Raw genomic sequence first — 20,072 nt, 5'->3', positions numbered from 1 at the left:
GAGGTGCCCCCAGAAACCGGGGCTCCGCCCCGGACCCCGTTCCGTGCGCTTCGCGCCCGGTGCGCTCAAACGCCGCGCGGGCTGGATTTGCCCAGCCTGCGCGGCCTTCGAAGCCGAGGCTCGGCCAATCCAGCCTCGCCGGCGTTTGAGGCGCGGGGTCTGGGGCGGAGCCCCAAGGGTCCAGCCGGCTCTGCCTGTACCTGGGGCGGGGGTCCGGCCAGTCCAGCCCCGCCGGCGATTGAGGCGCGGGTCCGGGCGGAGCCGGGTTGGCGGGGCGGTGCCCCCACGGGCCGGGGTCAGTCCACGAGGGGGAGGAGTGGCGGGAGGTGGCCGTCCGAGGCGGCTGCGGCGCGTTGCCGGTCCGCCGGGACCTCGCCGTACAGGGTGGTGCGGGGGCGGGCCGGGCGCCCGGCCGCCGAAGCCACCGCCACCAGGTCGCGGACCGACTTGTACGAGCCGTAGCCGGAGCCCGCCATCCGGGAGATGGTCTCCTCCATCAGCGTCCCGCCCAGATCGTTCGCACCCGAGCGGAGCATCTCCGCCGCGCCTTCCGTACCCAGCTTCACCCAGCTCGTCTGGATGTTCGTGATGTGCGGGTGCAGGAGCAGCCGGGCCATCGCCGTCACCGCCCGGTTGTCCCGGATCGTCGGCCCGGGCCGGGCGATGCCCGCCAGGTACACCGGCGCGTTCGTGTGGATGAACGGCAGTGTCACGAACTCCGTGAACCCGCCGGTCCGTTCCTGGATGCGGGCCAGCGTCCGCAGGTGCCCGAGCCAGTGCCGCGGCTGGTCCACGTGCCCGTACATCATCGTCGAGGAGGACCGGATCCCGAGCTCGTGCGCGGTGGTGATCACGTCGATCCAGTCCGCGGTCGGCAGTTTGCCCTTGGTGAGGACCCAGCGGACCTCGTCGTCGAGGATCTCTGCGGCCGTGCCGGGGATGGAGTCGAGCCCGGCCTCCTTGGCGGCGGTCAGCCAGTCCCGTACGGACATGCCCGTCCGTGTCGCGCCGTTGACGACTTCCATCGGGGAGAAGGCGTGCACGTGCATCCCCGGCACCCGCTGCTTGACCGCCCGCGCGATGTCGAAGTACGCCGTCCCCGGCAGGTCCGGGTGGATGCCGCCCTGCATGCACACCTCGACCGCGCCCACGTCCCAGGCCTGCGCGGCCCGCTCGGCGACCTGCTCCAGGGAGAGGGTGTATGCATCGGCGTCCGTGCGCCGCTGCGCGAAGGCGCAGAAACGGCAGCCGGTGTAGCAGACGTTGGTGAAGTTGATGTTCCGCGTGACGATGTACGTGACGTCCTCGCCCACCACCGCCCGCCGCAGCTCGTCCGCGATCCGGCACAGCGCGTCCAGCGCCGGCCCGTCCGCGTGCAGCAGCGCGAGCGCCTGCGCGTCGCTGAGCCGGGTCGGGTCGTCGGCGGCCTGGGCGAGCGCGGCCCGTACGTCGGTGTCGATGCGCTCGGGCAGCATGCCGGGGGCGGCGGCCTCGCGCAGGGCGTCCCAGTCGCCGTAGACGTGGTCGAAGTCCTCGCGGCGGTCGCCGGTGCGGCCCTCGGTGTCGATGGCGGTGTGCAGGTCGGTGCGCCCGGCGGCGGTGAAGGCCTCCTCGGGCTCCTGCCACGGGTGTCCGACGACCTCGGCGTCGGGCCGGGCGAGCCCGGTGTCCGGATCGGCCAGGGCCCGTACGTGCGGCAGCAGCCGCGGGTCGAGCCACGGCTCCCCGCGCCGTACGAACTCCGGGTACACGCACAGCCGCTCGCGCAGCTCGAACCCGGCCGCGGCGGACTGCTCGGCCAGCAGGTCGATCTGCGGCCAGGGCCGCTCGGGGTTGACGTGGTCGGGGGTGAGCGGGGAGACGCCGCCCCAGTCGTCGATGCCGGCGCCGATGAGGCGGGCGTACTCGCCGTCGACCAGGTTGGGCGGGGCCTGCAGGCAGGCGGAGGGCCCCATGATGTGCCGGGCGACGGCGACGGTCGCGACCAGGTCGTCCAGCTCCGCGTCCGGCATCCCGCGCATCGCCGTGTCCGGCTTGGCGCGGAAGTTCTGGATGATCAGCTCCTGGATGCCGTGGTAGGCGCGGGCGGTGCGGCGCAGCGCGAACAGCGACTCGGCGCGCTCCTCGTAGGTCTCGCCGATGCCGATGAGCAGGCCGGAGGTGAAGGGCACGGAGGAGCGGCCGGCGTCTTCGAGCACGCGCAGGCGTACGGCGGGCTCCTTGTCGGGGGAGCCGTGGTGCGGGCCGCCGGGCTCGGACCACAGGCGGGTGGCGGTGGTCTCCAGCATCATCCCCATGGAGGGGGCGACGGGCTTGAGCCGCTGGAAGTCCGCCCAGGACATCACGCCCGGGTTGAGGTGGGGGAGGAGGCCGGTCTCCTCCAGGATCCGGATGGATATGGCGCGTACGTAGGAGATGGTGTCGTCGTAGCCGTGCGCCTCGAGCCAGGCGCGCGCCTCGGGCCAGCGGTCCTCGGGCTTGTCGCCGAGGGTGATGAGGGCTTCCTTGCAGCCGAGGGCGGCGCCGCGGCGGGCGATGTCGAGGACCTCGTCCGGGGACATGTACATGTTGTGGCCGGCGCGGCGGAGCTTGCCGGGGACGGTGGCGAAGGTGCAGTAGTGGCACTTGTCGCGGCAGAGGCGGGTGAGCGGGATGAACACGCTCTTCGAGTACGTGATCACGCCAGGGCGGCCGGCGGCGGCCAACCCGGCGTCGCGGACCCGGGCGGCGGACGCGGCGAGGTCGTCGAGGTCCGCGCCGCGGGCCTGCAGGAGCACGGCCGCCTCGGCGGCGTCGAGCGCGACACCGTCGCGGGCGCGGCGGAGCGCGCGGCGCATCGCGTTCCCGGTCGGGCGGGGGCCCGCCGCGTCCGGGGTCGGGGCGCCGCTCGGTGCGTTGCTCGGTGCGTCGCTCGGGGCGTCACTCGAAGGGGTCATGCCGTGAGCATACGATCCGGGCCCGCCGCGACGGGGTGCGTCCCGGCCCTCACCGCATCAGCTCACCGGCGTTGACCAGCAGCGACTGGCCGGTTATCGCCCGGGCCCGGTCGGAGGCGAAGAACACCGCGGCGTCGGCGACGTCCCCGTCGGTGGCCAGGTCGGGCAGCGCCATCCGCCGGGCGAGGCGGGCCCGGACCTCGGCTTCGGGGACGCCCTCGGAGTGCGCGGTGAACGTGACGAAGGCCTGGACCGGCGGCCCCCACATCCAGCCGGGGAGCACGGTGTTGACCCGGATGCGGTGCGGGCCGAGCTCGCGGGCCATGGAGTACATGGCCGAGGTCAGCGCCCCCTTGGAGGCGGCGTACGCGGCCTGCCGGACCTCGCTGGGAGCGGCTACGGCGGACTGGGTGCCGATGATGACGACGGAGCCGCCGTTGGTTTTGAGGGACGGGAGGCAGGCCCGCGTCATGCGGAGGGTGCCGAGGAGGTTGACGTCGAGGACCTGGCTCCAGGTGCCGAAGTCGGCGTCCTGGATGCCGCCGAAGTAGGAGTCCCAGGCGGCGACGTGCACGACGGCGTCGATGCCGCCGAACCGCTCGACGGCGAGGGCCGCGAGGGCCTCGCACTGCGCCTCGTCGGAGATGTCGGTGGTGCGGTGGGCGGTGTGGGTGCCGTCGGGGTCGATCTCGGCGGCGGATTTGGCGAGATTCGCCTCCGTGCGCGCGCCGAGCACGGCGTTCCCGCCCTCGCGTACGACGGCGGCCGCGACCTGGTGCCCGAGGCCGGCCCCGACGCCGGAGACGACGACGGTCTTCCCTTGCAGCAGCATGTGCGATCGCCTCCTGGGGCGGCGCGGGACCACTTTCTCTGACGATGCGTCAGGTTAGGTGGGTGTTGCCGAGGAGGGAAGGGGTTGGAGGCGGGCAGGTGGGCGGGCGCGTGGGCGCGTGGGCGCGTGGGTGGGGCGGGTGGGGCGGGTGGCCGAGTGGGCGGCTCCGCGCCTCGGTTGCACATTCGATCCGGCTTGAATGTCGCTGTTCGCCTGCGTAAACGCCTTCGACCTCAAGATCACCGTTTCGAGGTAAACCTGCCCTCTGCCAAGCGTGATCGGGCGCATCGGCCGTTACTGTTCCCCGGGATCTGGACGTAATTCACGAATCCCGGGCAATCATCCTCTTAACTCCTCAATCCTCTTTTTCACCCCACCGGTGACGCGCAGGTGCGCCGTTCGCCGCCCTTGCGAAGGAGAGCTCGCCCGCATGACCGTCGACATCAGCCCCGAGGCGCAGCTGGAGCAGCAGCAGTCCAGCCTGGGCACCGCGGCTGCCCGCAACCTTGCCAGCACGACCAAGTCCGCCCCGCAGATGCAGGAGATCACCTCCCGCTGGCTGCTGCGGATGCTCCCCTGGGTCGAGACCAAGGGCGGCACCTACCGGGTGAACCGCCGGCTCACCTACACCGTCGGCGACGGCCGCATCGAGTTCGTCCAGGACGGTGCCAACGTCCGCGTGATCCCGCGCGAGCTCGGCGAACTGGCCTTCCTGCGCGGCTTCGACGACGAGGAGGTGTTGAACGCCCTGGCCAGCAGGTGCGTGCAGCGCGACTTCCGCGCCGGCGAGGTGCTGGTCGAGCGCGGCACTCCCGCTGAACGGATTCACCTGATCGCGCACGGCCGGATCAACCAGACCTCGGTGGGCAAGTACGGGGAGGACGTCGCCGTGGCCGTCCTCGCCGATGGCGACCGCTTCGGCGAGCACGCGCTCCTCGACGGCGCGGGCACGTGGGACTACACCGCCACCGCCGAGACCCCGGGCACGCTGCTGACCCTCACCCGGTCCGACTTCGACGCGATCCTGGGCACCGCCCCGAACCTCCAGGCCCACATCCGGCAGTTCAGCTCGCTGCCGCACCAGCGGCAGAACCGTCACGGCGAGGCCGAGATCGCGATGTCGGCCGGCCACACGGGCGAGCCGGAGCTGCCCGGTACGTTCGTGGACTACGAGCTCAACCCGCGCGAGTACGAGCTCTCCCTCGCGCAGACCGTGCTGCGCGTGCACACGAGGGTCGCCGATCTGTACAACGGGCCGCACAACCAGACCGAGGAGCAGCTGCGGCTGACCATCGAGGCGCTGCGTGAGCGGCAGGAGCACGAGCTCGTCAACAACCGGGAGTTCGGGCTCCTGCACAACGCCGCCTTCAAGCAGCGGATCCAGACCCACTCCGGCCCGCCGACCCCGGACGACCTGGACGAGCTGCTGTGCCGGCGGCGCGGTACGAAGCTGTTCCTGGCCCACCCGCGGACGATCGCGGCGATCGGGCGGGAGTTCAACGCCCGCGGGCTGTACCCGGACCACGTCGACGTCGGCGGGCAGTCGGTCCCGGCGTGGCGCGGGGTGCCGATCCTGCCGTGCAACAAGATCCCGATCAGCAAGGAGAACACCAGCTCGGTGATCGCCATGCGTACGGGTGAGGACAACCAGGGCGTCATCGGCCTCCGCCAGACCGGCCTGCCGGAGGAGTACGAGCCGGGGCTGTCGGTGCGGTTCATGGGCATCGACGACCGGTCGATCATCTCGTACCTGGTGACGACGTACTTCTCCGCAGCGATCCTGGTGCCGGATGCGCTGGGTGTGCTGGAGAACGTGCAGATTGCCCGACGGCACGACTAGGGGCTTGCGGGGCCGGGGCCGCATGCCGGGGGCCTGGGGCTGGGGTGGCTTGGCCAGCTTGGCCAGCTGGACCAGCTTGGCCGGCTTGGCACCTGGGTGGCCTGGCGGCCGTGTCGGCCCGGGTGGCCTGACGGCCCGGGTGGCGTGACCGGCTGGCGTGGCCTGACGGCCGGGGCGGTCTGACGGGGTCTGGCTGACGGGCGCTGCCTGAGGGCGTCTGGCTGGCGGACTCTGCCGGGCCGGCCGGGTCAAACCGGGCCGGGCCGGCCTGGCGACCGGGTGGCCGTTCGGGCTTGATGGCCGGGGCAGCTGCGGCGGTCGGCTTGATCCGCTGGCCTGACGGCCAGGTCGGCTGCTACGGCGGGCATGGCCCGACGGGCGCGATGGTCTGACGGCGTGGTGTCTCCGACGGCTTCGATGGCCGTGGAGGCCGGGATCGCCGCGGCAGCCGAGACGGCCGGCTGGCCTGGCGGCCGTGGCAGCCGAATCGGCTGTGGTGGCTGTGGTGGCTGGGATGGCCGGGACGGCCCCGACGGCTGCGGCGCCCGAGGTCTGGGCCTGACGGCCCCGGGCGCTCGATCGGCCCGGCCTGACGGCTGCGGGGTCCGGCGGTCTCAGGCCTGACGGCCCGAACCTGACGGCTGCGGGGCCTGACGGTCCTGGGTCTGACGGCCTGAGGCCTGACGGTCCTGGGTCTGACGGCCTGAGGCCTGACGGTCGGGTCTGACGGCCTGAGGCCTGACGGTCGGGTCTGACGGCCTGAGGCCTGACGGTCGGGTCTGACGGCCTGAGGACTGACGGCCCGGGTGCCTGACGGCCCGGGTGCCTGACGGTCTCTTGGGCGTGACTGCTGCGGAGCTGGACGGCCTCAGGCCTGATGGTTGCAAGGTCGGATGGTTCCAGGTCTGACGGCCTGGGGTCTAACGGCGCGGAGCCTGACGGCTTGGTGCCTGACGGCTTGGGGTCTGACGGCGCGGTGCCTGACGGCTTGGGGTCTGACGGCCTGAGGCCTGACGGCTTGGGGTCTGACGGCTTGGGGTCTGACGGCTTGGGGTCTGACGGCCTGAGGCCTGACGGCCCGGGTGCCTGACGGTCCCAGGGCTGAGGGCTCGGTGCCTGAGGGCTGACGGCTGTGCGGCTTGGCGGTCTCAGGGCTGATGGCTGCGGGACCTGACGGTCGCTGGCCCTGACGCACCGGCGGCTGAGGCTTGAGGCCGTACGGCCTCCAGGTCTCAGGGCCTTGAGGCCCGCGGTCCGACGGCCCGACGGTTCGGGCCCGGCAGGTCCCGACGCCTGCAGCTCTGGGGCCTGATGGCTCCGGTGCTCCAGGGGCCCAGCGCCTGCTGGCCCCGGGACCTGCCGGGCCCTGCGGCCCGATGGGCCGGGGGCCTGGGGCCTGGGGCCTGGGGCCCGGCGGTTCCAGGGCCTGAGGCTTTGGCGCCTGATGGATCCGCCGCCCGGTCGGCGCCCGATGGCCGCGAGGCCTGCGGGTACCTGCGCCAGGCGGCCGGGACCTGAGGGCCCGGGTCCGGCCGGGGCCGAGGCGTCGTGCCCGGCCGGCGCCTGAGGGGCCCGCGCCTGGCGGCCGGGGCCTGACGGTTCCGGTGGCTCGGCCGCTGGTATGGCCTCTTGGTCGCCGCCACGGCGGCTGCGGTAGCCCGGGGATTCCCGGGTCGGACGAGCGCCCGGGATCCGGGCCAGCCCAACCACCTCATCAAGGAGCTACGGATGCCCGTTCCCGGGCCTTCCCCGCTGCAGTCGAGCCTGCCCGGCGCTGCGGCTCGATTCGGGGCCCATGTCCTCGCCGCCGCCGCGGCGCAGCCCGCTGCCGGCGCTGAAGCCGCCGTCGGGGGGCGGCCCGGCCTGCCGGGGCCGCCTTCGATGGCCGCGCCGGCCTCCGGGCCCGGTACCTCCGTACCTGCGGCGGCCGCGTCGGTCCTGCCTGCGGAAGGGGCCGTGCCCGCCGCCGGGCCGGAGCCGGCCCGCGTCATCGCCGGGGCTGCGGCCCAACCCGGTGCCGGAGCCGGTGTCCAAGCCGCCGGCGGCGGGCGGCCCGGTCTGCCGGGGCCGCCCTCCGTGGCGGCGCTGCGCTCCGGGTCCGGTGCTTCCGCAGGGGCCGTGGCCGCTCCGGTCGCGCCGGAGCCGGGCGGCGCCCTCGAGCGGCTGCTGCGCGGCCCCAGTGGCCTCGGTACCGCCGGGCTGTCCCCGGCCCGGCGCGGCCCGGCCGTAGAGGTGACCGCCGTCCCGGAGCTGCCCGTACCCCCGCCGGAGGCAGCGGCACCCGCGACAGGGTCCCCGTCGCCGGAACCCGTCGGCCGGCCGATCCCCGGCCTCTACTACCACCCCGTTCCCGAGCCCGACCCCGCCCGCGTGGCCGAGGTCAGCCGCCGGATCAAGGCCTGGGCGGTGGACGAGGTCGAGCTGTACCCCCCGGAGTGGGAGGACCAGTTCGACGGCTTCTCCGTGGCCCGCTACATGGTCGCCTGCCACCCCGACGCCCCCACCATCGAGCACCTGATGGCCGCCACCCGCCTTATGGTCGCCGAGAACGTCGTCGACGACGTCTACTGCGAGGACCACGGCGGCACGCCAGTAGGTCTGGGCGGCCGCCTCCTCCTGGCGCACACCGCCCTCGACCCCGTCCACACCACCACCGAGTACGCCCCCGGCTGGGCGCAGTCGCTGCACTCCGACGCCCCGCGCCGCGCCTACCGCTCCGCCATGGAGTACTTCACGCAGCTGGCCACCGCCTCCCAGGCGGACCGTTTCCGTCACGACATGGCCCGCCTGCACATGGGCTACCTCGCCGAGGCCGCCTGGGCCGAGACCGAGTACGTGCCCGAGGTGTGGGAGTACCTGGCGATGCGCCAGTTCAACAACTTCCGCCCCTGCCCCACGCTCACCGACAGCATCGGCGGGTACGAACTCCCGGCCGACCTGCACGCCCAGCCCGCCATGCAGCGGGTCATCGCGCTCGCCGGCAACGCCACGACCATCTCCAACGACCTGTACTCGTACACCAAGGAGCTGGACGCCCGCGGCAAGCACCTGAACCTGCCCGTGGTGATCTCCGAACGCGAGGGCCTCTCGGATCGGGACGGCTACCTGAAGGCGGTCGAGGTCCACAACGAGCTCATGCAGGAGTTCGAGGCCGCGTCCGCCGAACTGGCCGCCGCCTGCCCCGCCCCCAACGTGCTGCGCTTCCTGCGCGGCGTGGCCGTCTGGGTCGACGGCAACCACTACTGGCACAGCACGAACACCTACCGCTACAGCCTGCCCGACTTTTGGTAACCGACTTTCGGTAAGGATGGGACTTATCCGTGACCAGCACCGTCAGCACCACCACCCCTGTGAGCACCGCGTTCATCCCCGCCCCCGCCACGCCCTACCAGGGGGACATCGCCCGCTACTGGAACGCCGAGGCCAGGCCGGTGAACCTCCGCCTCGGTGACGTGGACGGCCTCTACCACCACCACTACGGCATCGGGGACGTCGACCACGCCGCGCTCGGGGACACCGAGGACAGCGCGTACGAGAAGAAGCTGATCGCCGAGCTGCACCGGCTGGAGTCGGCCCAGACGGACGTGCTCCTGGACCACCTCGGCTCCATCGGCCGCGACGACACCCTGGTCGACGCCGGCTGCGGCCGCGGCGGGTCGATGGTCATGGCGCACCAGCGGTTCGGCTGCAAGGTGGAGGGCGTCACGCTCTCCTCCAAGCAGGCCGACTTCGCCAACGGCCGCGCCCGCGAACTCGGCATCGAGGAGTCGGTGGCCGCCCGCGTCTGCAACATGCTGGACATGCCGTTCGAGACGGGCTCGGTGTCGGGCTCGTGGAACAACGAGTCCAGCATGTACGTCGACCTTCATGACCTGATGTCGGAGCACAGCCGCATCCTGAAGGTCGGTGGTCGGTACGTCACCATTACCGGTTGCTGGAACCCGCGCTACGGGCAGCCGTCGAAGTGGGTCTCGCAGATCAACGCCCACTTCGAGTGCAACATCCACTCCCGGAGGGAGTACCTGCGTGCCATGGCCGACAACCGGCTCGTGCCGCAGGCCGTGATCGACCTGACGCCGGCGACGCTGCCGTACTGGGAGCTGCGGGCCACGTCGTCGCTGGTCACCGGGATCGAGGAGGCGTTCATCAACTCGTACCGGGACGGGTCGTTCCAGTACGTGTTGATTGCGGCTGACCGGGTCTGACGGTCTGATGGTCTGAGCTGCTGTACGAGGTTGAGGGCCCTGCCCGCGGTGAACTGCGGGCGGGGCCCTCGCTGTGCTTGGACAGGCTCAGAGAGGCACCCGGGGGCTGCCCGCCAGTCCCATCGTCCTTCCGGGCCGGCCGCCGGCCTCAAGGGCGCTCCTCCTTCGTCGTCGCGTCGCTACGCGATGGCCTGCGGCCACCCTTGACCCCGACGACCGCCCCGGAACGACAAAGGACTGTCGGGCGGCCCCCGGGGGAGGGGGGGAGGGACGGCCCTGGGGGACCTACGGCCGGTTCGGGCCGGGTGGGAGGGCGGCCGGGGGCTTTGGGGTGCGCGTCAGATCGCTACGCGCTCCTGTCGGCTCGGCGGCCTCCGGGCCGTCCCGGCTTCACCCTCGCCCTGGCGCGTCCGGTGCTCCGTTGCTTACGGGCGCGCCAGCGCGATGAATTCGGTCCAGGCCGTCCGACCGAAGGTGAGGTGGGGGCGCGTGATGTCCTTGGAGTCACGGACGTGGATGGCTGTGGGGGCTGCCGCTACCTCGACGCAGTCCTCGATGTTGCTAGAGCTGCTGTGGCTGCTCTTCTTCCACGCGACTTCGATGCAGTCGTTGATGTCGCCGCTGTCGCTGTAACTGCTCTTGCGCCATGCCACTTCGACGCACGAGTCGCCCTCGCTGCCGTCGCTGTAGCTGCTCTTGAACCACGCCAGCTCAGAGTTGTGGGTCATGTCTCTCCCAGCACGTGCTCGATGAAGGCTGCTGACTCCCTCGGCGTGAGAGCCTGGGCCCGGATCATGCCATAGCGCAGCTCCAAGATCCGGAGCTGCCGAGGGTCGGACACGGGCCGCCCTCCGAAGGCTCCCTCGGATCGTCCGACTGCCGAGCCGTCGCTGAACTTGAGCACCTCAATGCCGCCGTCCATGCCCGCATGGACTTCGACGTCCAGTGGCATCACCTGGAACGCGATGTTGCGCAACTGGACCACCTCCAGCAGATGTTCGAGTTGTCGCCGCTTGACCATTGTGCCCCCGACACGACGCCTGAGGGTCGCCTCTTCTTGGACGAAGCTGAGCGACGGAGCAGGGTCGCGATCAAAAATCGACCTGCGAGCCGCCCGCGCGGCCACGAACCGTTCGATCTCCGATTGCGAGTAGGCGGGCTGCCGCATCTCGAACAGCGCACGCGCGTACTCGTCGGTCTGCAGCAGGCCGTGTATGCCATGGATCCGATAGGCGCCGATCTCGACGGCCCGCTCCTCCATCTTGGCCAGATCGCGGACGCGCTTGGGGTAGCGGGCCTGCTCCACGTCCTTCTTCATGGCGGCGATGCGGCCCCCGGCCGACAGGACCTCGTCCGCCTTGGCCAGGTACTCCGGGCGCGGGATGCGTTTGCCCGCTTCGACCTTGCGGATCAGGTCCTCGCCGTAGCCCATGCGGGCCGCCAGGTCCGCCACGCGGAGGCCCGCGGCCTCGCGCCAGACCTTGAGGTTGCGGCCCACCGCGGCGACTACCGCGGCGCCTTGTTCGTCCTCCGGGTCGACTTCCCAGCCCGGCTCTTCCGTTCCGTCGTTGTCCACGCTCATGCGCACCCACTCCCGACGTGCCCGACATCCTCAACGCCCCGTACCCGCACCGTGGATGCGAACAGGCAGGACAAGGCCGGACAAGCGCCGGACAGTGTTGCTGCGCAGTGGCGTCGTCGGTGTCCAGCGTAGGCGCGACTGGCGACGCTGAGTGACGTGAATCTCGAAGTCGGCACGGCGAACTGGCGGTTCGGACCGGCACTGGGGAAGGTGCGGGGCGGTGGCGTGAGGGGCGGAACGCCTCGTGGCCAAAAGACCAAAGAACTGGGGGAAAGAACCCAACCAAACCCCTCCAGCCGCCCCGTTCGCCCGCAATCGCTCGGTTGGGTGAACTTGGCCAAGTGGGGTGGATTTCGGGGTGGTTGGCAGGCATATGCTCGCCGCGACAACCGCAGACATGAGACGGCCCCCGGCGGGACTGCAATCCCGGCCGGGGGCCTGATCCACGAGGAAGTAAGCGCCTTCCCGATGGTCTTCCAGAAGATTAGCGCGGGCATGCCCGCGTCGCCCCGTGCTCCGCGCGGAACCGCCCGATCCGGTGGCCTTTCCGGCGTCCGTCACTCGAACGTCCCCCTCACGGGGAACTTCGTTGTCGTGAGCAACCTGCTCGTCCAGCACCGTGAGCTGTCGCTGCTGGCGATCGGGGTCGCCGTGCACATCCAGTCGCTTCCCGAGGGGGCCCAGGTCAGCATCCGGGCGCTGGCGGAGCGGTTCCCCGAGACCGAGCACCGCATCGGGAGGGCGCTGCGGGAGCTGGAGGCGGCCGGCTTCCTGCGGCGTACGCGGATGCGGACGGCCGACGGCAAGGTCGTCACCCGGACCGTGTCCTACAACCTTCCGCTGGCCGATGCGCCGCCCGACCCGGAGCCCGAGCCGGATGGGGATCCCGACCCGGAGCCGGATCCCGAACCGGACCCTCGCCCTGAGCCGCAGGACGACCCGGTTGGCGCACAGGAGCCCGTACGGGCACCGCGGTCGGCGGCGGCGGACCGCACGCCGGTCCAGCGGGAGGCCGCGGAGCTGCTGGGCGGGCTGCGGGTGCGGGAGCCGCGGTTGCTGCTGTCCGAGCGGGACGTCGAGCGGCTCGTGCCCGGGGTCGTGGAGTGGCTGGAGCGGGGGGCCGCGCGCGAGGCCGTGCGGCGGGCCCTGACTGCGGACGTGCCGTCCGACCTGCGGAACCCGGCCGGCCTGGTCGCGTACCGGCTGCGCGCCTCGATTCCGCCGGTGCTGCCCGTCCTCGAGTGGGGGCCGATTGGTCCGCCGCCCCCTGACAGGCCCCGGGTCCCGTTCCAGACCTGCGACGGCTGCGAACGCGCCTTCCGGGCCCCGACACCCGGCCGCTGCCGCGACTGCCGGGGCGACGGCCTGGCGGCTGCCTAGCATGAAGGTGATGACTCGGGCCCGCGGGCAACGACGAGGAGCCACCATGACCAGCGCCCCGGACGGCAGCGCCTCCTACCGCAGCATGCGCGACTGCCTCGACCGGATCGAGGACACCGTTCCGGGGAAGCTCGAGATCACCAAAGAAGGGATCGTGCACGACATGATGGCCCCGGGGCGCCCCCACGAGCTGACAGCGGGTCTGGTCAGCCGGCGCCTGGAGAAGGCCCTGCCGGACGGGGTCTGGGCCCACGTCGGGACGCCGGACGTGGAGGACGAGCCCGAAGGGATCATGCGTCACCCGGACGTGATGGTCATCGCGGTCGAGGACATGCAGGGCGAGGGGTCCTTCGACCCCCGCACCGTGATCGCGGCAGTCGAAGTCGTGTCCCGTTCCAACCCGGACAACGACTGGGTCGGGAAGGTGCGGGACTACCCGCTCATCGGCATCCCGGTGTATGCGGTCTTCGACCCGCGTACGGGGACGGGAGCCGTGATGAGCGACATCCACCCGACGCCGGAGGGGCCGCGGTACGCGACGCGGAAGGACTTCGTCTACGGGGAGGACGTCACCATCGGCGAGTGGACGATCTCCAGCGAGGGGTTGCCCCGGTATGCAGAGGCGTCCGACTGATGCGCCTGCGTCAGCAGCGACGGCGGGGTACGGCAGCCGGTCTTCGTGCCGGGGGTGTCGGGCACCGGGTTACGGCGAGGAGGAGCATGGCGGCGATCCCGCCGGCCACCACGAACAGCGTGGTGCTGATTCCCTCTGCTGTGGCGATGCACAGGGGTTCGCCGGTGAGGTCGTCGAGACCGGCCGTCGCCACCAGGACGAGGAGGGCGAGGCCGACTGCGGCACCGAGGCCGGCGCCGGTGGAGGCGATGCCTGAGGCAATGCCTTGTTCCCGGGCTGCCACTCCGGTCGCGGCTGCGATGAACATGGTGGTGAACACCACGCCGTCACCGATGCTGAGCGCGACGAGCCCTGGGATCAGTTCGGCGTACGAGCCGTCCGGGGAGATCGCGACGCCGAGAAGTGCGGCGCCGAGTGTGCCGATGGCGAGGGCGGCCATCAGCGTGCTTCTGAGCCCGAGCCGGGTGACGAGGGAGCCGGCCGTTGTCGAGCCTGCCACCACGACCGCTGTGGGGATCAGGAAGCCGGCGCCGGTTTGCAGGGCGTCGTAGCCGAGGACCTGTTGGAAGTAGATCGACAGGAAGTAGAGCACGGATCCGAAGGTCGCCATGAACATGAAGGCGATGACGACGCCGGTGATGAGGTTGGGGTTCGACAGCAGCCGAGGGGGGACGAGCGGGTCGGAGCTGCGCCGCTCGTTCACCGCGAAGGCTGCGAGGAGGAGCAGGCCGGTTACGGCGCTGATCACGATGCCCGGGGAGGACCAGCCCAGTGCGGGTCCTTGGACGAGGGTGAAAACGATCAGGGTGACGCCCGCCGTGACGCTCAGCGCCCCGGGCAGGTCGAACGTGCGACCCTTCTCGCGTTCACCGTCGGGCGGGATCAGCACGAAAGACAGCAGCAGCGCCGGACCGGCCAGAGCGACGTTGACCAGGAAGACAGCTTCCCAGCCGAAGGCCTGGGTCAGGAGTCCGCCGAGCAGCACGCCGATCACCAGGCCGGCCGCGCCCGCACCGCCCCAGATGCCCAAGGCGCGGTTGCGTGCCCGGCCTTCGGCGAAGGTGGTGTTGATGACCGCCAGCGTGGTGGGGAAGACCAAGGCCCCGCCGAGTCCTTGAACCGCGCGTGCGGTGAGCAACAGGGCGGGCCCGGTGGCGAGTCCGCCCGCCAGTGCCGCTCCGGCATACAGAGCGAGTCCGGTCGCCAGGATCCTGCGTCGCCCGAGCAGGTCCGCGGCGCGGCCGCCGAACAGCAGGAAGCCGGCCGAGACCACCGCGTAAGCGCTGATCACCGACTGGAGCGTTTGCGCCGAGTAGCCCAGATCGCGGGCGATGTCAGGCAGTGCCACGACGACGATGTACTGGTCCAGGGAGACGACCAGCATCGCGAAGGACAGGAGTGCCAGGGTCGCGGTCTCACGGTTCCAGCCAAGACGTAGTGAGGCTTCCGTGGATCGCAAGGCAGTACTCCTGGTCGACCGAACAAGCCGTTCTGGCCAAGACCCTAGGGACCGTGAGCCCCCGCTGGCGGCTACGACACCGCCTGGGCCGAGGCCAGGCGGTTCAGGCCTGTGGTGAAGGCCTGCTGGGAGCCCGTGGTGATCAGCAGGTCGTCCGGGGTGGTCGGCAGGCCGCGGGTCGTTGCGCGGGCTGCGACCGCCTCGCGGAGCTCCGGGACGCCTCGGTGGTCGAGTACTGCAGGGCCCGGCCGGCCGATGCGGTGAAGGCGGCGTCGTAGGCCGCCCTGAGGCCCTCGGTGTCGAAGAGCTCGGGGGCGGGCAGGCCGCCGGCGAAGGAGATGACCCCGGGGCGGGCGGTGAGCGCGAGGATCTCGCGGATCGGGGAGCCGCCTACGGCGGTGGCACGGGCGGCGAGTGGCGGCAGCATGGCGGCTCCTTCGTGGTGGCGTCCGGGCATGCCAGACGGGGGTGGGTGTAGATGGCATCTATGTATCGAGGGGTGGGATGTCGTCGCGGCTATCGCTATCTGAGGGGGCGTCGGCTAGATAGCCCTGCATGACGACAGAAGACACCCGTGTCGAGGACTATGCGGTGCTGGCGGCCGTCGGACCGTACGGGGTGCGCCCCGGCCATGCGCTGATCACCATGGTCGAGCCCCACCCCGGCCACGAGTACGCGTACAACCGCTGGTACGAGGACGACCACTACTACGCCGGGGCCATGGCCATGCCGTGGATGTACGCGGGCCGCCGGTGGGTGGCCACCAGGGAGCTGCAGGAGCTGCGCTACCCGGAGAAGTCGGCGGTGGCCCAGCCGGTCACCGCCGGGTGCTACATCTCGACGTACTGGGTCACCGAGGGCCGCTACGACGAGCACATGAAGTGGACCGTCGGCATCAACAAGCGGCTCAACCGCGATGCCCGCGTGTACCGGGAGCGGACGCATGTCTTCACCGCGTTCCAGGACCATGCGGCGACCGTGTACCGGGACGGGGCCGCCGGGCCGCGGGACTTCCATGCCCTGGACCACCCGTACGAGGGGCTGGTGGTGGAGGTCGTCGATGCCGAGGGGCCCGAGCAGCGGGCGGAGTTGCTGGAGTGGCTGTGCGGCCGGGCCCTGCCGGCGCGGCTCGCGGGTTCGCCGGCGGCGATGGTGGTGGTGTTCCGGCCGACGCCGCTGCCCGGCGACCGGATGACGTACGTGAAGCAGGTCGAGGGGGTCGACACCCGGCTGACGCTGCTGTGGTTCCTGGAGGCCGATCCGCGCAGCTGCTGGGACCGGTTCCGCGGGCTGGACGCCGAGGTGGCCGGGGCCGGGCTGGGGCGGGTGGAGCTGGTGGCGCCGTTCATCCCGACCGTGCCCGGCACCGACCGGTACGTCGATCAGCTGAGGTAGCCGGGCGGGCGGTGCCGGGCATGACAGAGCCCCCTCGGCCAGGACGGCGGACCAGTCGAGAGGGCTGCGGTCAATGCTGCGGGCAGGGCGTTCCTCGTGGCCTTCAGACGAGGTGCCCCAGCCCGCCCTCGGTGACGCCGGTGACGAAGGAGGCCCAGGAGCCCGGCGCGAAGGTGAGGGACGGGCCGTCCTGCACCTTCGAGTCGCGGACCGCAATGGCCTCCATGACGGGGGACTTGACCTCGACGCAGGCGCCGTTTCCGCCGGAGTAGGAGGACTTGGTCCAGTTTTCCGTCGCGCCCTGACGAATAGCCATGGTTTTTCTCCGGTTCTGCGAGTGGTGCCAGAAGGGGTGTTGCGTCGGCGCATTCGTTTCTTCAGGCCGACGTGATCGACGCTACCGGCACCATCCGAGGGGCGAAGAGGCCATTCACCCGACCGGGTGGCATATTCCATTCAGGACTTATGTGGCTGGGGTTTGACGGTGTACCGTACCCGCCCCCCCCTCGCCACCTGGCCCGTTTCCTCCCTGTTTACTTGTCCTTGCCTGAATACTGGTCGATGATCTCGGCGATGAACTGCCGCGTCTGTTCCACATTGAGGGCCTGGGCGCGCAGGTGCTCGTACATCACGCTGTACTTCTGAACGTCATTGGCCTTCTCCAGGTACAAATCGCTCGTGACGCCCTCGATGTAGACGACCGTCGAGTCGGAGGCGTCCGGGAATTCCAGGATCGCGTACTGGCCGTTCACCCCCGGATGCGCCCCCATCGAGAACGGCATCACCTGCACCGTGATGTACGGCTGCTCCGACTGCTCTATCAAGTACTCGAGCTGGCGGACCATGACCTGTGCGTCGCCCACATGCCGGCGCAGCACGGCCTCGTCGATGACCGCCCAGAGGCGGAGGGGACCGACGTCCGGGTTGTTGTTGTCGGTTTCGGAGAGGCGTTTCTGCCGGTGCATGCGCACCTGTACGCGCTTCTCCACGTCCGCGGGCGCCGTCTCGGGCAGTGCGCCGCGGATCAGGGCCTGGGCGTACTCCGGGGTCTGGAGCAGGCCCGGGACCATCTGGGGTTCGTACGTGCGCAGGCTGGCCGCGTCGGTCTCCAGGCCGATGTAGACGCTGTACGGGATGTCCCCGAAGGCGTGCCACCAGCCCTGCTGGCGGGAGTCCTTGGCCATCTGCATCAGGGACTCGACGAGCCGGCGGTCCTCGACCTCGTACACGTCGCACAGGTCGCGGACGTCGCGCTGGCTGATGGACCGGCGGCCGTTCTCCAACCTGCTGATCTTCGACTGGGACACGAGCAGGCGCTCGGCGACCTGTTCGGCCGTCATGCCCTTGTCCTCGCGGAGCTTGCGCAACTCCATGCCCAGTCGGCGGCGTCGGACGGTGGGATTGACATTGGACGCCACGTGAACGGCACCTCCGCCTTCTTCTGGATCTGTCTCTCTGCGTGTCTGATGGTGAGCAGATTGCCACCGAAGGGCGGGGCGGCGCCGGAGAACGGCCCGGAAATGCGGGCGCGCGGGGTGGCGAGACCGGCGGACCGGCCTCGCCACCCCGCGCGCTGGCGGCTCCCGAACCGGGTCGGGAACGACTCCGGTTGCGGCGATGGCGTTTCGGTGGAGCTGTGGATCTGCGCGTGGTTCTCGGTGGTGCCGCGGTGCGTCGTGCATGGTGCGGTGTGGTGCCGGGTGGTGCGCGGTGGTGCCGCGTGGTGCCGGTGCGGCCGGTGGTGCCTGGTGGTGCCTGGTGGTGCCGGTGCGGCGCCGGGTGCTCGTGCCTCCCGGCTCAGTGCGCGGCGACGCGCGCCATTGCTCCCGTGCGGCGGGCCTGCATCGGAACCCCGTTCGCCGTGGCACGCGCGGCGGGCGGTGTTGCTGCACGCTCCCGGCGCGGCTGTGCGGCCACGCCGTTCTGGACGTCCATCACGGCATGCGCCACGAGGCCGCCCATCGGGTCGTGCCGGATCAGGTCCCGCAGCCGGGACCTGGACGACCGCCCCTCGTTGCCCGGGTACAGGTGCTTGCCGAGGCCGACCGCATGGGCCAGCGCGGCGAGCGCCGCGGTCCGCGGGTCCGGCGGCACGCCGGTGCGGATCGCGCTGTCGAGCCGGGCCCGGATCTCACGGCTGATCGCCGTGTCCGTCGCCTGGTAGCGCGTCGTCGGCAGCACTCCGCACATCTGACCCGCGACGGCATGGACCATGCCGCAGCGCTCCAGATGGGCGAGGTACACCTGGCGGAGCCCCAGCCGGGGTCCGCCGATCCAGTGGACCGCCCGTACCGGGCTGCCGCGCCTGCGCAGCAGTTCCAGTGCGGAGTCCAGAGTCGGATCTCCTGTCGGCCGTGGCATCACCACGGCGATACGATCCCCGTCAGGGGCTATCCGTCCTGCCAGAGCCAGCTCCACTAGCTGTGCCCCGGCCAGGCCGAGGTCGAGCGACTGCGGCTGCGCCGTGGTACCCGTGGCCGGGTCCAAAGCGAGCAGCAGAAGCTCCTCCGGAATTGTTCTGCGGCTCCTGCCCATCCATGCCTCCCCGCGTGGATGAGTGACAGGGTGACGCCTCTCACATTCATCTGTCGAGAGCGCCTGTTCGCTTTGTGGGGGAACCGGCAACTATGTCGTTCTCGTCTAGCGCGAGGGCGATGCTCCCGAGACGGGACACTGTTAGACATTCGGACAGCCGGACGTGGTGGAGATCGAGGAGGAACTGGTGGCGGGCGAGTCCCCCGACAAGTCGGTTGATGAAGGAGTGCCGGGGGCGGCGAAGTCCGCTGCGGAGCGCGACCCGCGGTTGTCGGTTTTCCGGCCGCGGGATCCCGAGTCCGCGGGTGGCTCGGGTGACTCGGGTGACTCGGCTGGGGAGGCTGACCGTGATGCGGTGAAGCCGGCCTCGTCGTCGGCGCGCACCGCCACCGCGGATGCGGATGCCGATACGGACTCGGACGCTGATTCGGACGCGGATTCGGACGCGGGGGATGACGCCGAGTCCGGCTCCGCCGGTTCCGGCGCGGACGCGAAGACTTCCGCGTCCTCCGGTCGAGTGGACTCCGAGCCGGGTTCGGCGCCCGCCCGGGCGGCCGTTTTCCGCGAGCCGAAGTTCGACTCCGACCAGGAGGACGGCAAGGCCGCGGTGAACTCCGACCCCGCCGACAGCGAGCGCACCGCCGTCTTCCGCGCGCCGAAGTTCGACTCCGCTTCTGCTTCCGCTTCCGCCGCCGAGCCGGCCGCGGAGAGCGAGCGCACCGCGGTCTTCCGCGCCCCGCGCATCGACGCCCCTTCCGCTTCGTCCCGGGACACCAAGCCGGCCGAGGCCGAGGCCGACGCCGCCGACAGCGGCCGCGCCTCCGCGGGCGCGGACAAGCCGTCGGCTTCCGCTTCGGCGGACAAGGCCGCCGAGCGGTCGGGTGACGTCGACTCCGCCGACAGCGGGCGCGCCTCGCTCTTCCAGCCGAAGAAGGCCTCGGCTTCCGCTTCTGCCGCCGAGCCGTCGGGTGACGTCGAGTACTCCGGCAGTGAGCGCGGGTCGCTGTTCCAGCCGAAGAAGGCGTCGGCTTCCGCCCCGGCCAAGCCGTCCGGCGACGGTGATGCGGCCGACGGCGAGCGCACCGCGGTCTTCCGCACCGTGAAGCCGGGCGCCGCGGGCGCGGACAAGCCGTCCGCTTCCGCTTCGGGCCCGGGCCGGGCCACGGAGGGTGCCGCAGGGCGCTCCGGCGACGTCGAGTCGGCCGACAGCGGCCGGGCTTCGGACCCCCGGTCCGCCACAGGTGGCGACAAGGCCGCGGGGCGTGCCGCGGGCA

14 protein-coding genes and 2 pseudogenes are annotated in these 20,072 nt (G+C 71.4%); 7 read left to right on the top strand and 9 right to left on the bottom strand.

All coding sequences use genetic code 11. The features are described 5' to 3' along the window. Positions 1-296: 296 nt before the first annotated feature. Together ABZ924_RS05595 and ABZ924_RS05590 are read right to left on the bottom strand one after the other, a co-directional pair. Positions 297-2,936: a bifunctional FO biosynthesis protein CofGH gene (locus ABZ924_RS05595; protein WP_361904487.1), complete on the bottom strand. Its 2,640-nt coding sequence runs from the start codon at positions 2,934-2,936 to the stop codon at positions 297-299. A 49-nt stretch (positions 2,937-2,985) separates the two neighbouring features. Then, positions 2,986-3,768: an SDR family oxidoreductase gene (locus ABZ924_RS05590; RefSeq protein WP_361904484.1), complete on the bottom strand. Its 783-nt coding sequence runs from the start codon at positions 3,766-3,768 to the stop codon at positions 2,986-2,988. A 430-nt stretch (positions 3,769-4,198) separates the two neighbouring features. On the opposite strand from ABZ924_RS05590, the gene ABZ924_RS05585 reads away from it, so the two are divergent. From ABZ924_RS05585 to ABZ924_RS05575, 3 genes are all read left to right on the top strand, one after another. Then, positions 4,199-5,608, top strand: a complete 1,410-nt coding sequence (locus ABZ924_RS05585; RefSeq protein WP_361904481.1) for a family 2B encapsulin nanocompartment shell protein — start codon at positions 4,199-4,201, stop codon at positions 5,606-5,608. A 1,728-nt stretch (positions 5,609-7,336) separates the two neighbouring features. Further along, a complete protein-coding gene (locus ABZ924_RS05580) occupies positions 7,337-8,899 on the top strand; it encodes a family 2 encapsulin nanocompartment cargo protein terpene cyclase (protein WP_361904478.1) in 1,563 nt (520 codons plus the stop codon). A 29-nt stretch (positions 8,900-8,928) separates the two neighbouring features. Beyond that, on the top strand, positions 8,929-9,813 hold the full coding sequence (locus ABZ924_RS05575) for a geranyl diphosphate 2-C-methyltransferase (RefSeq protein WP_361904476.1): 885 nt from the start codon (positions 8,929-8,931) through the stop codon (positions 9,811-9,813). Between the two features lie 425 nt (positions 9,814-10,238). Here the strand turns inward: ABZ924_RS05575 and ABZ924_RS05570 are convergent, their stop codons facing one another. Both ABZ924_RS05570 and ABZ924_RS05565 read right to left on the bottom strand, forming a co-directional pair. After that, entirely contained in the window at positions 10,239-10,541 is a 303-nt protein-coding gene (locus ABZ924_RS05570; RefSeq protein WP_361904473.1) for a DUF397 domain-containing protein, read from the bottom strand. After that, positions 10,538-11,395 carry a helix-turn-helix transcriptional regulator gene (locus ABZ924_RS05565; RefSeq protein ID WP_361904470.1) on the bottom strand — a complete coding sequence of 286 codons (858 nt, stop codon included), beginning with the start codon at positions 11,393-11,395 and terminating at the stop codon, positions 10,538-10,540. The genes ABZ924_RS05570 and ABZ924_RS05565 overlap by 4 nt, the downstream gene beginning before the upstream one ends. A gap of 594 nt (positions 11,396-11,989) precedes the next feature. On the opposite strand from ABZ924_RS05565, the gene ABZ924_RS05560 reads away from it, so the two are divergent. Further along, positions 11,990-12,775 carry a helix-turn-helix domain-containing protein gene (locus tag ABZ924_RS05560; RefSeq protein WP_361904467.1) on the top strand — a complete coding sequence of 262 codons (786 nt, stop codon included), beginning with the start codon at positions 11,990-11,992 and terminating at the stop codon, positions 12,773-12,775. A 46-nt stretch (positions 12,776-12,821) separates the two neighbouring features. Further along, on the top strand, positions 12,822-13,409 hold the full coding sequence (locus ABZ924_RS05555) for a Uma2 family endonuclease (RefSeq protein ID WP_361904464.1): 588 nt from the start codon (positions 12,822-12,824) through the stop codon (positions 13,407-13,409). 10 nt (positions 13,410-13,419) lie between these two features. Here the strand turns inward: ABZ924_RS05555 and ABZ924_RS05550 are convergent, their stop codons facing one another. Continuing rightward, a complete protein-coding gene (locus ABZ924_RS05550; RefSeq protein WP_361904461.1) occupies positions 13,420-14,868 on the bottom strand; it encodes an MFS transporter in 1,449 nt (482 codons plus the stop codon). A gap of 301 nt (positions 14,869-15,169) precedes the next feature. Continuing rightward, positions 15,170-15,295: pseudogene (locus tag ABZ924_RS05545) on the bottom strand (PLP-dependent aminotransferase family protein); the annotation flags it as partial. 128 nt (positions 15,296-15,423) lie between these two features. Between ABZ924_RS05545 and ABZ924_RS05540 the strand changes: the two are divergent. Further along, positions 15,424-16,263, top strand: a complete 840-nt coding sequence (locus ABZ924_RS05540; RefSeq protein WP_361904459.1) for a hypothetical protein — start codon at positions 15,424-15,426, stop codon at positions 16,261-16,263. A gap of 103 nt (positions 16,264-16,366) precedes the next feature. Here the strand turns inward: ABZ924_RS05540 and ABZ924_RS05535 are convergent, their stop codons facing one another. The 3 genes from ABZ924_RS05535 to ABZ924_RS05525 form a co-directional block, all read right to left on the bottom strand. Continuing rightward, positions 16,367-16,579 carry a DUF397 domain-containing protein gene (locus tag ABZ924_RS05535; protein ID WP_361904456.1) on the bottom strand — a complete coding sequence of 71 codons (213 nt, stop codon included), beginning with the start codon at positions 16,577-16,579 and terminating at the stop codon, positions 16,367-16,369. A gap of 217 nt (positions 16,580-16,796) precedes the next feature. Beyond that, positions 16,797-17,681 carry a helix-turn-helix transcriptional regulator gene (locus ABZ924_RS05530; protein WP_361904453.1) on the bottom strand — a complete coding sequence of 295 codons (885 nt, stop codon included), beginning with the start codon at positions 17,679-17,681 and terminating at the stop codon, positions 16,797-16,799. Between the two features lie 379 nt (positions 17,682-18,060). Then, positions 18,061-18,798: a GPP34 family phosphoprotein gene (locus ABZ924_RS05525; protein WP_361904450.1), complete on the bottom strand. Its 738-nt coding sequence runs from the start codon at positions 18,796-18,798 to the stop codon at positions 18,061-18,063. A 355-nt stretch (positions 18,799-19,153) separates the two neighbouring features. On the opposite strand from ABZ924_RS05525, the pseudogene ABZ924_RS05520 reads away from it, so the two are divergent. After that, positions 19,154-20,072, top strand: a pseudogene (locus ABZ924_RS05520) (hypothetical protein); the annotation flags it as partial.

It is taken from the genome of Streptomyces sp. NPDC046876, from assembly GCF_040645035.1.
Taxonomy (GTDB): domain Bacteria; phylum Actinomycetota; class Actinomycetes; order Streptomycetales; family Streptomycetaceae; genus Streptomyces.
This window is presented reverse-complemented; position numbering and strand designations above follow the sequence as displayed.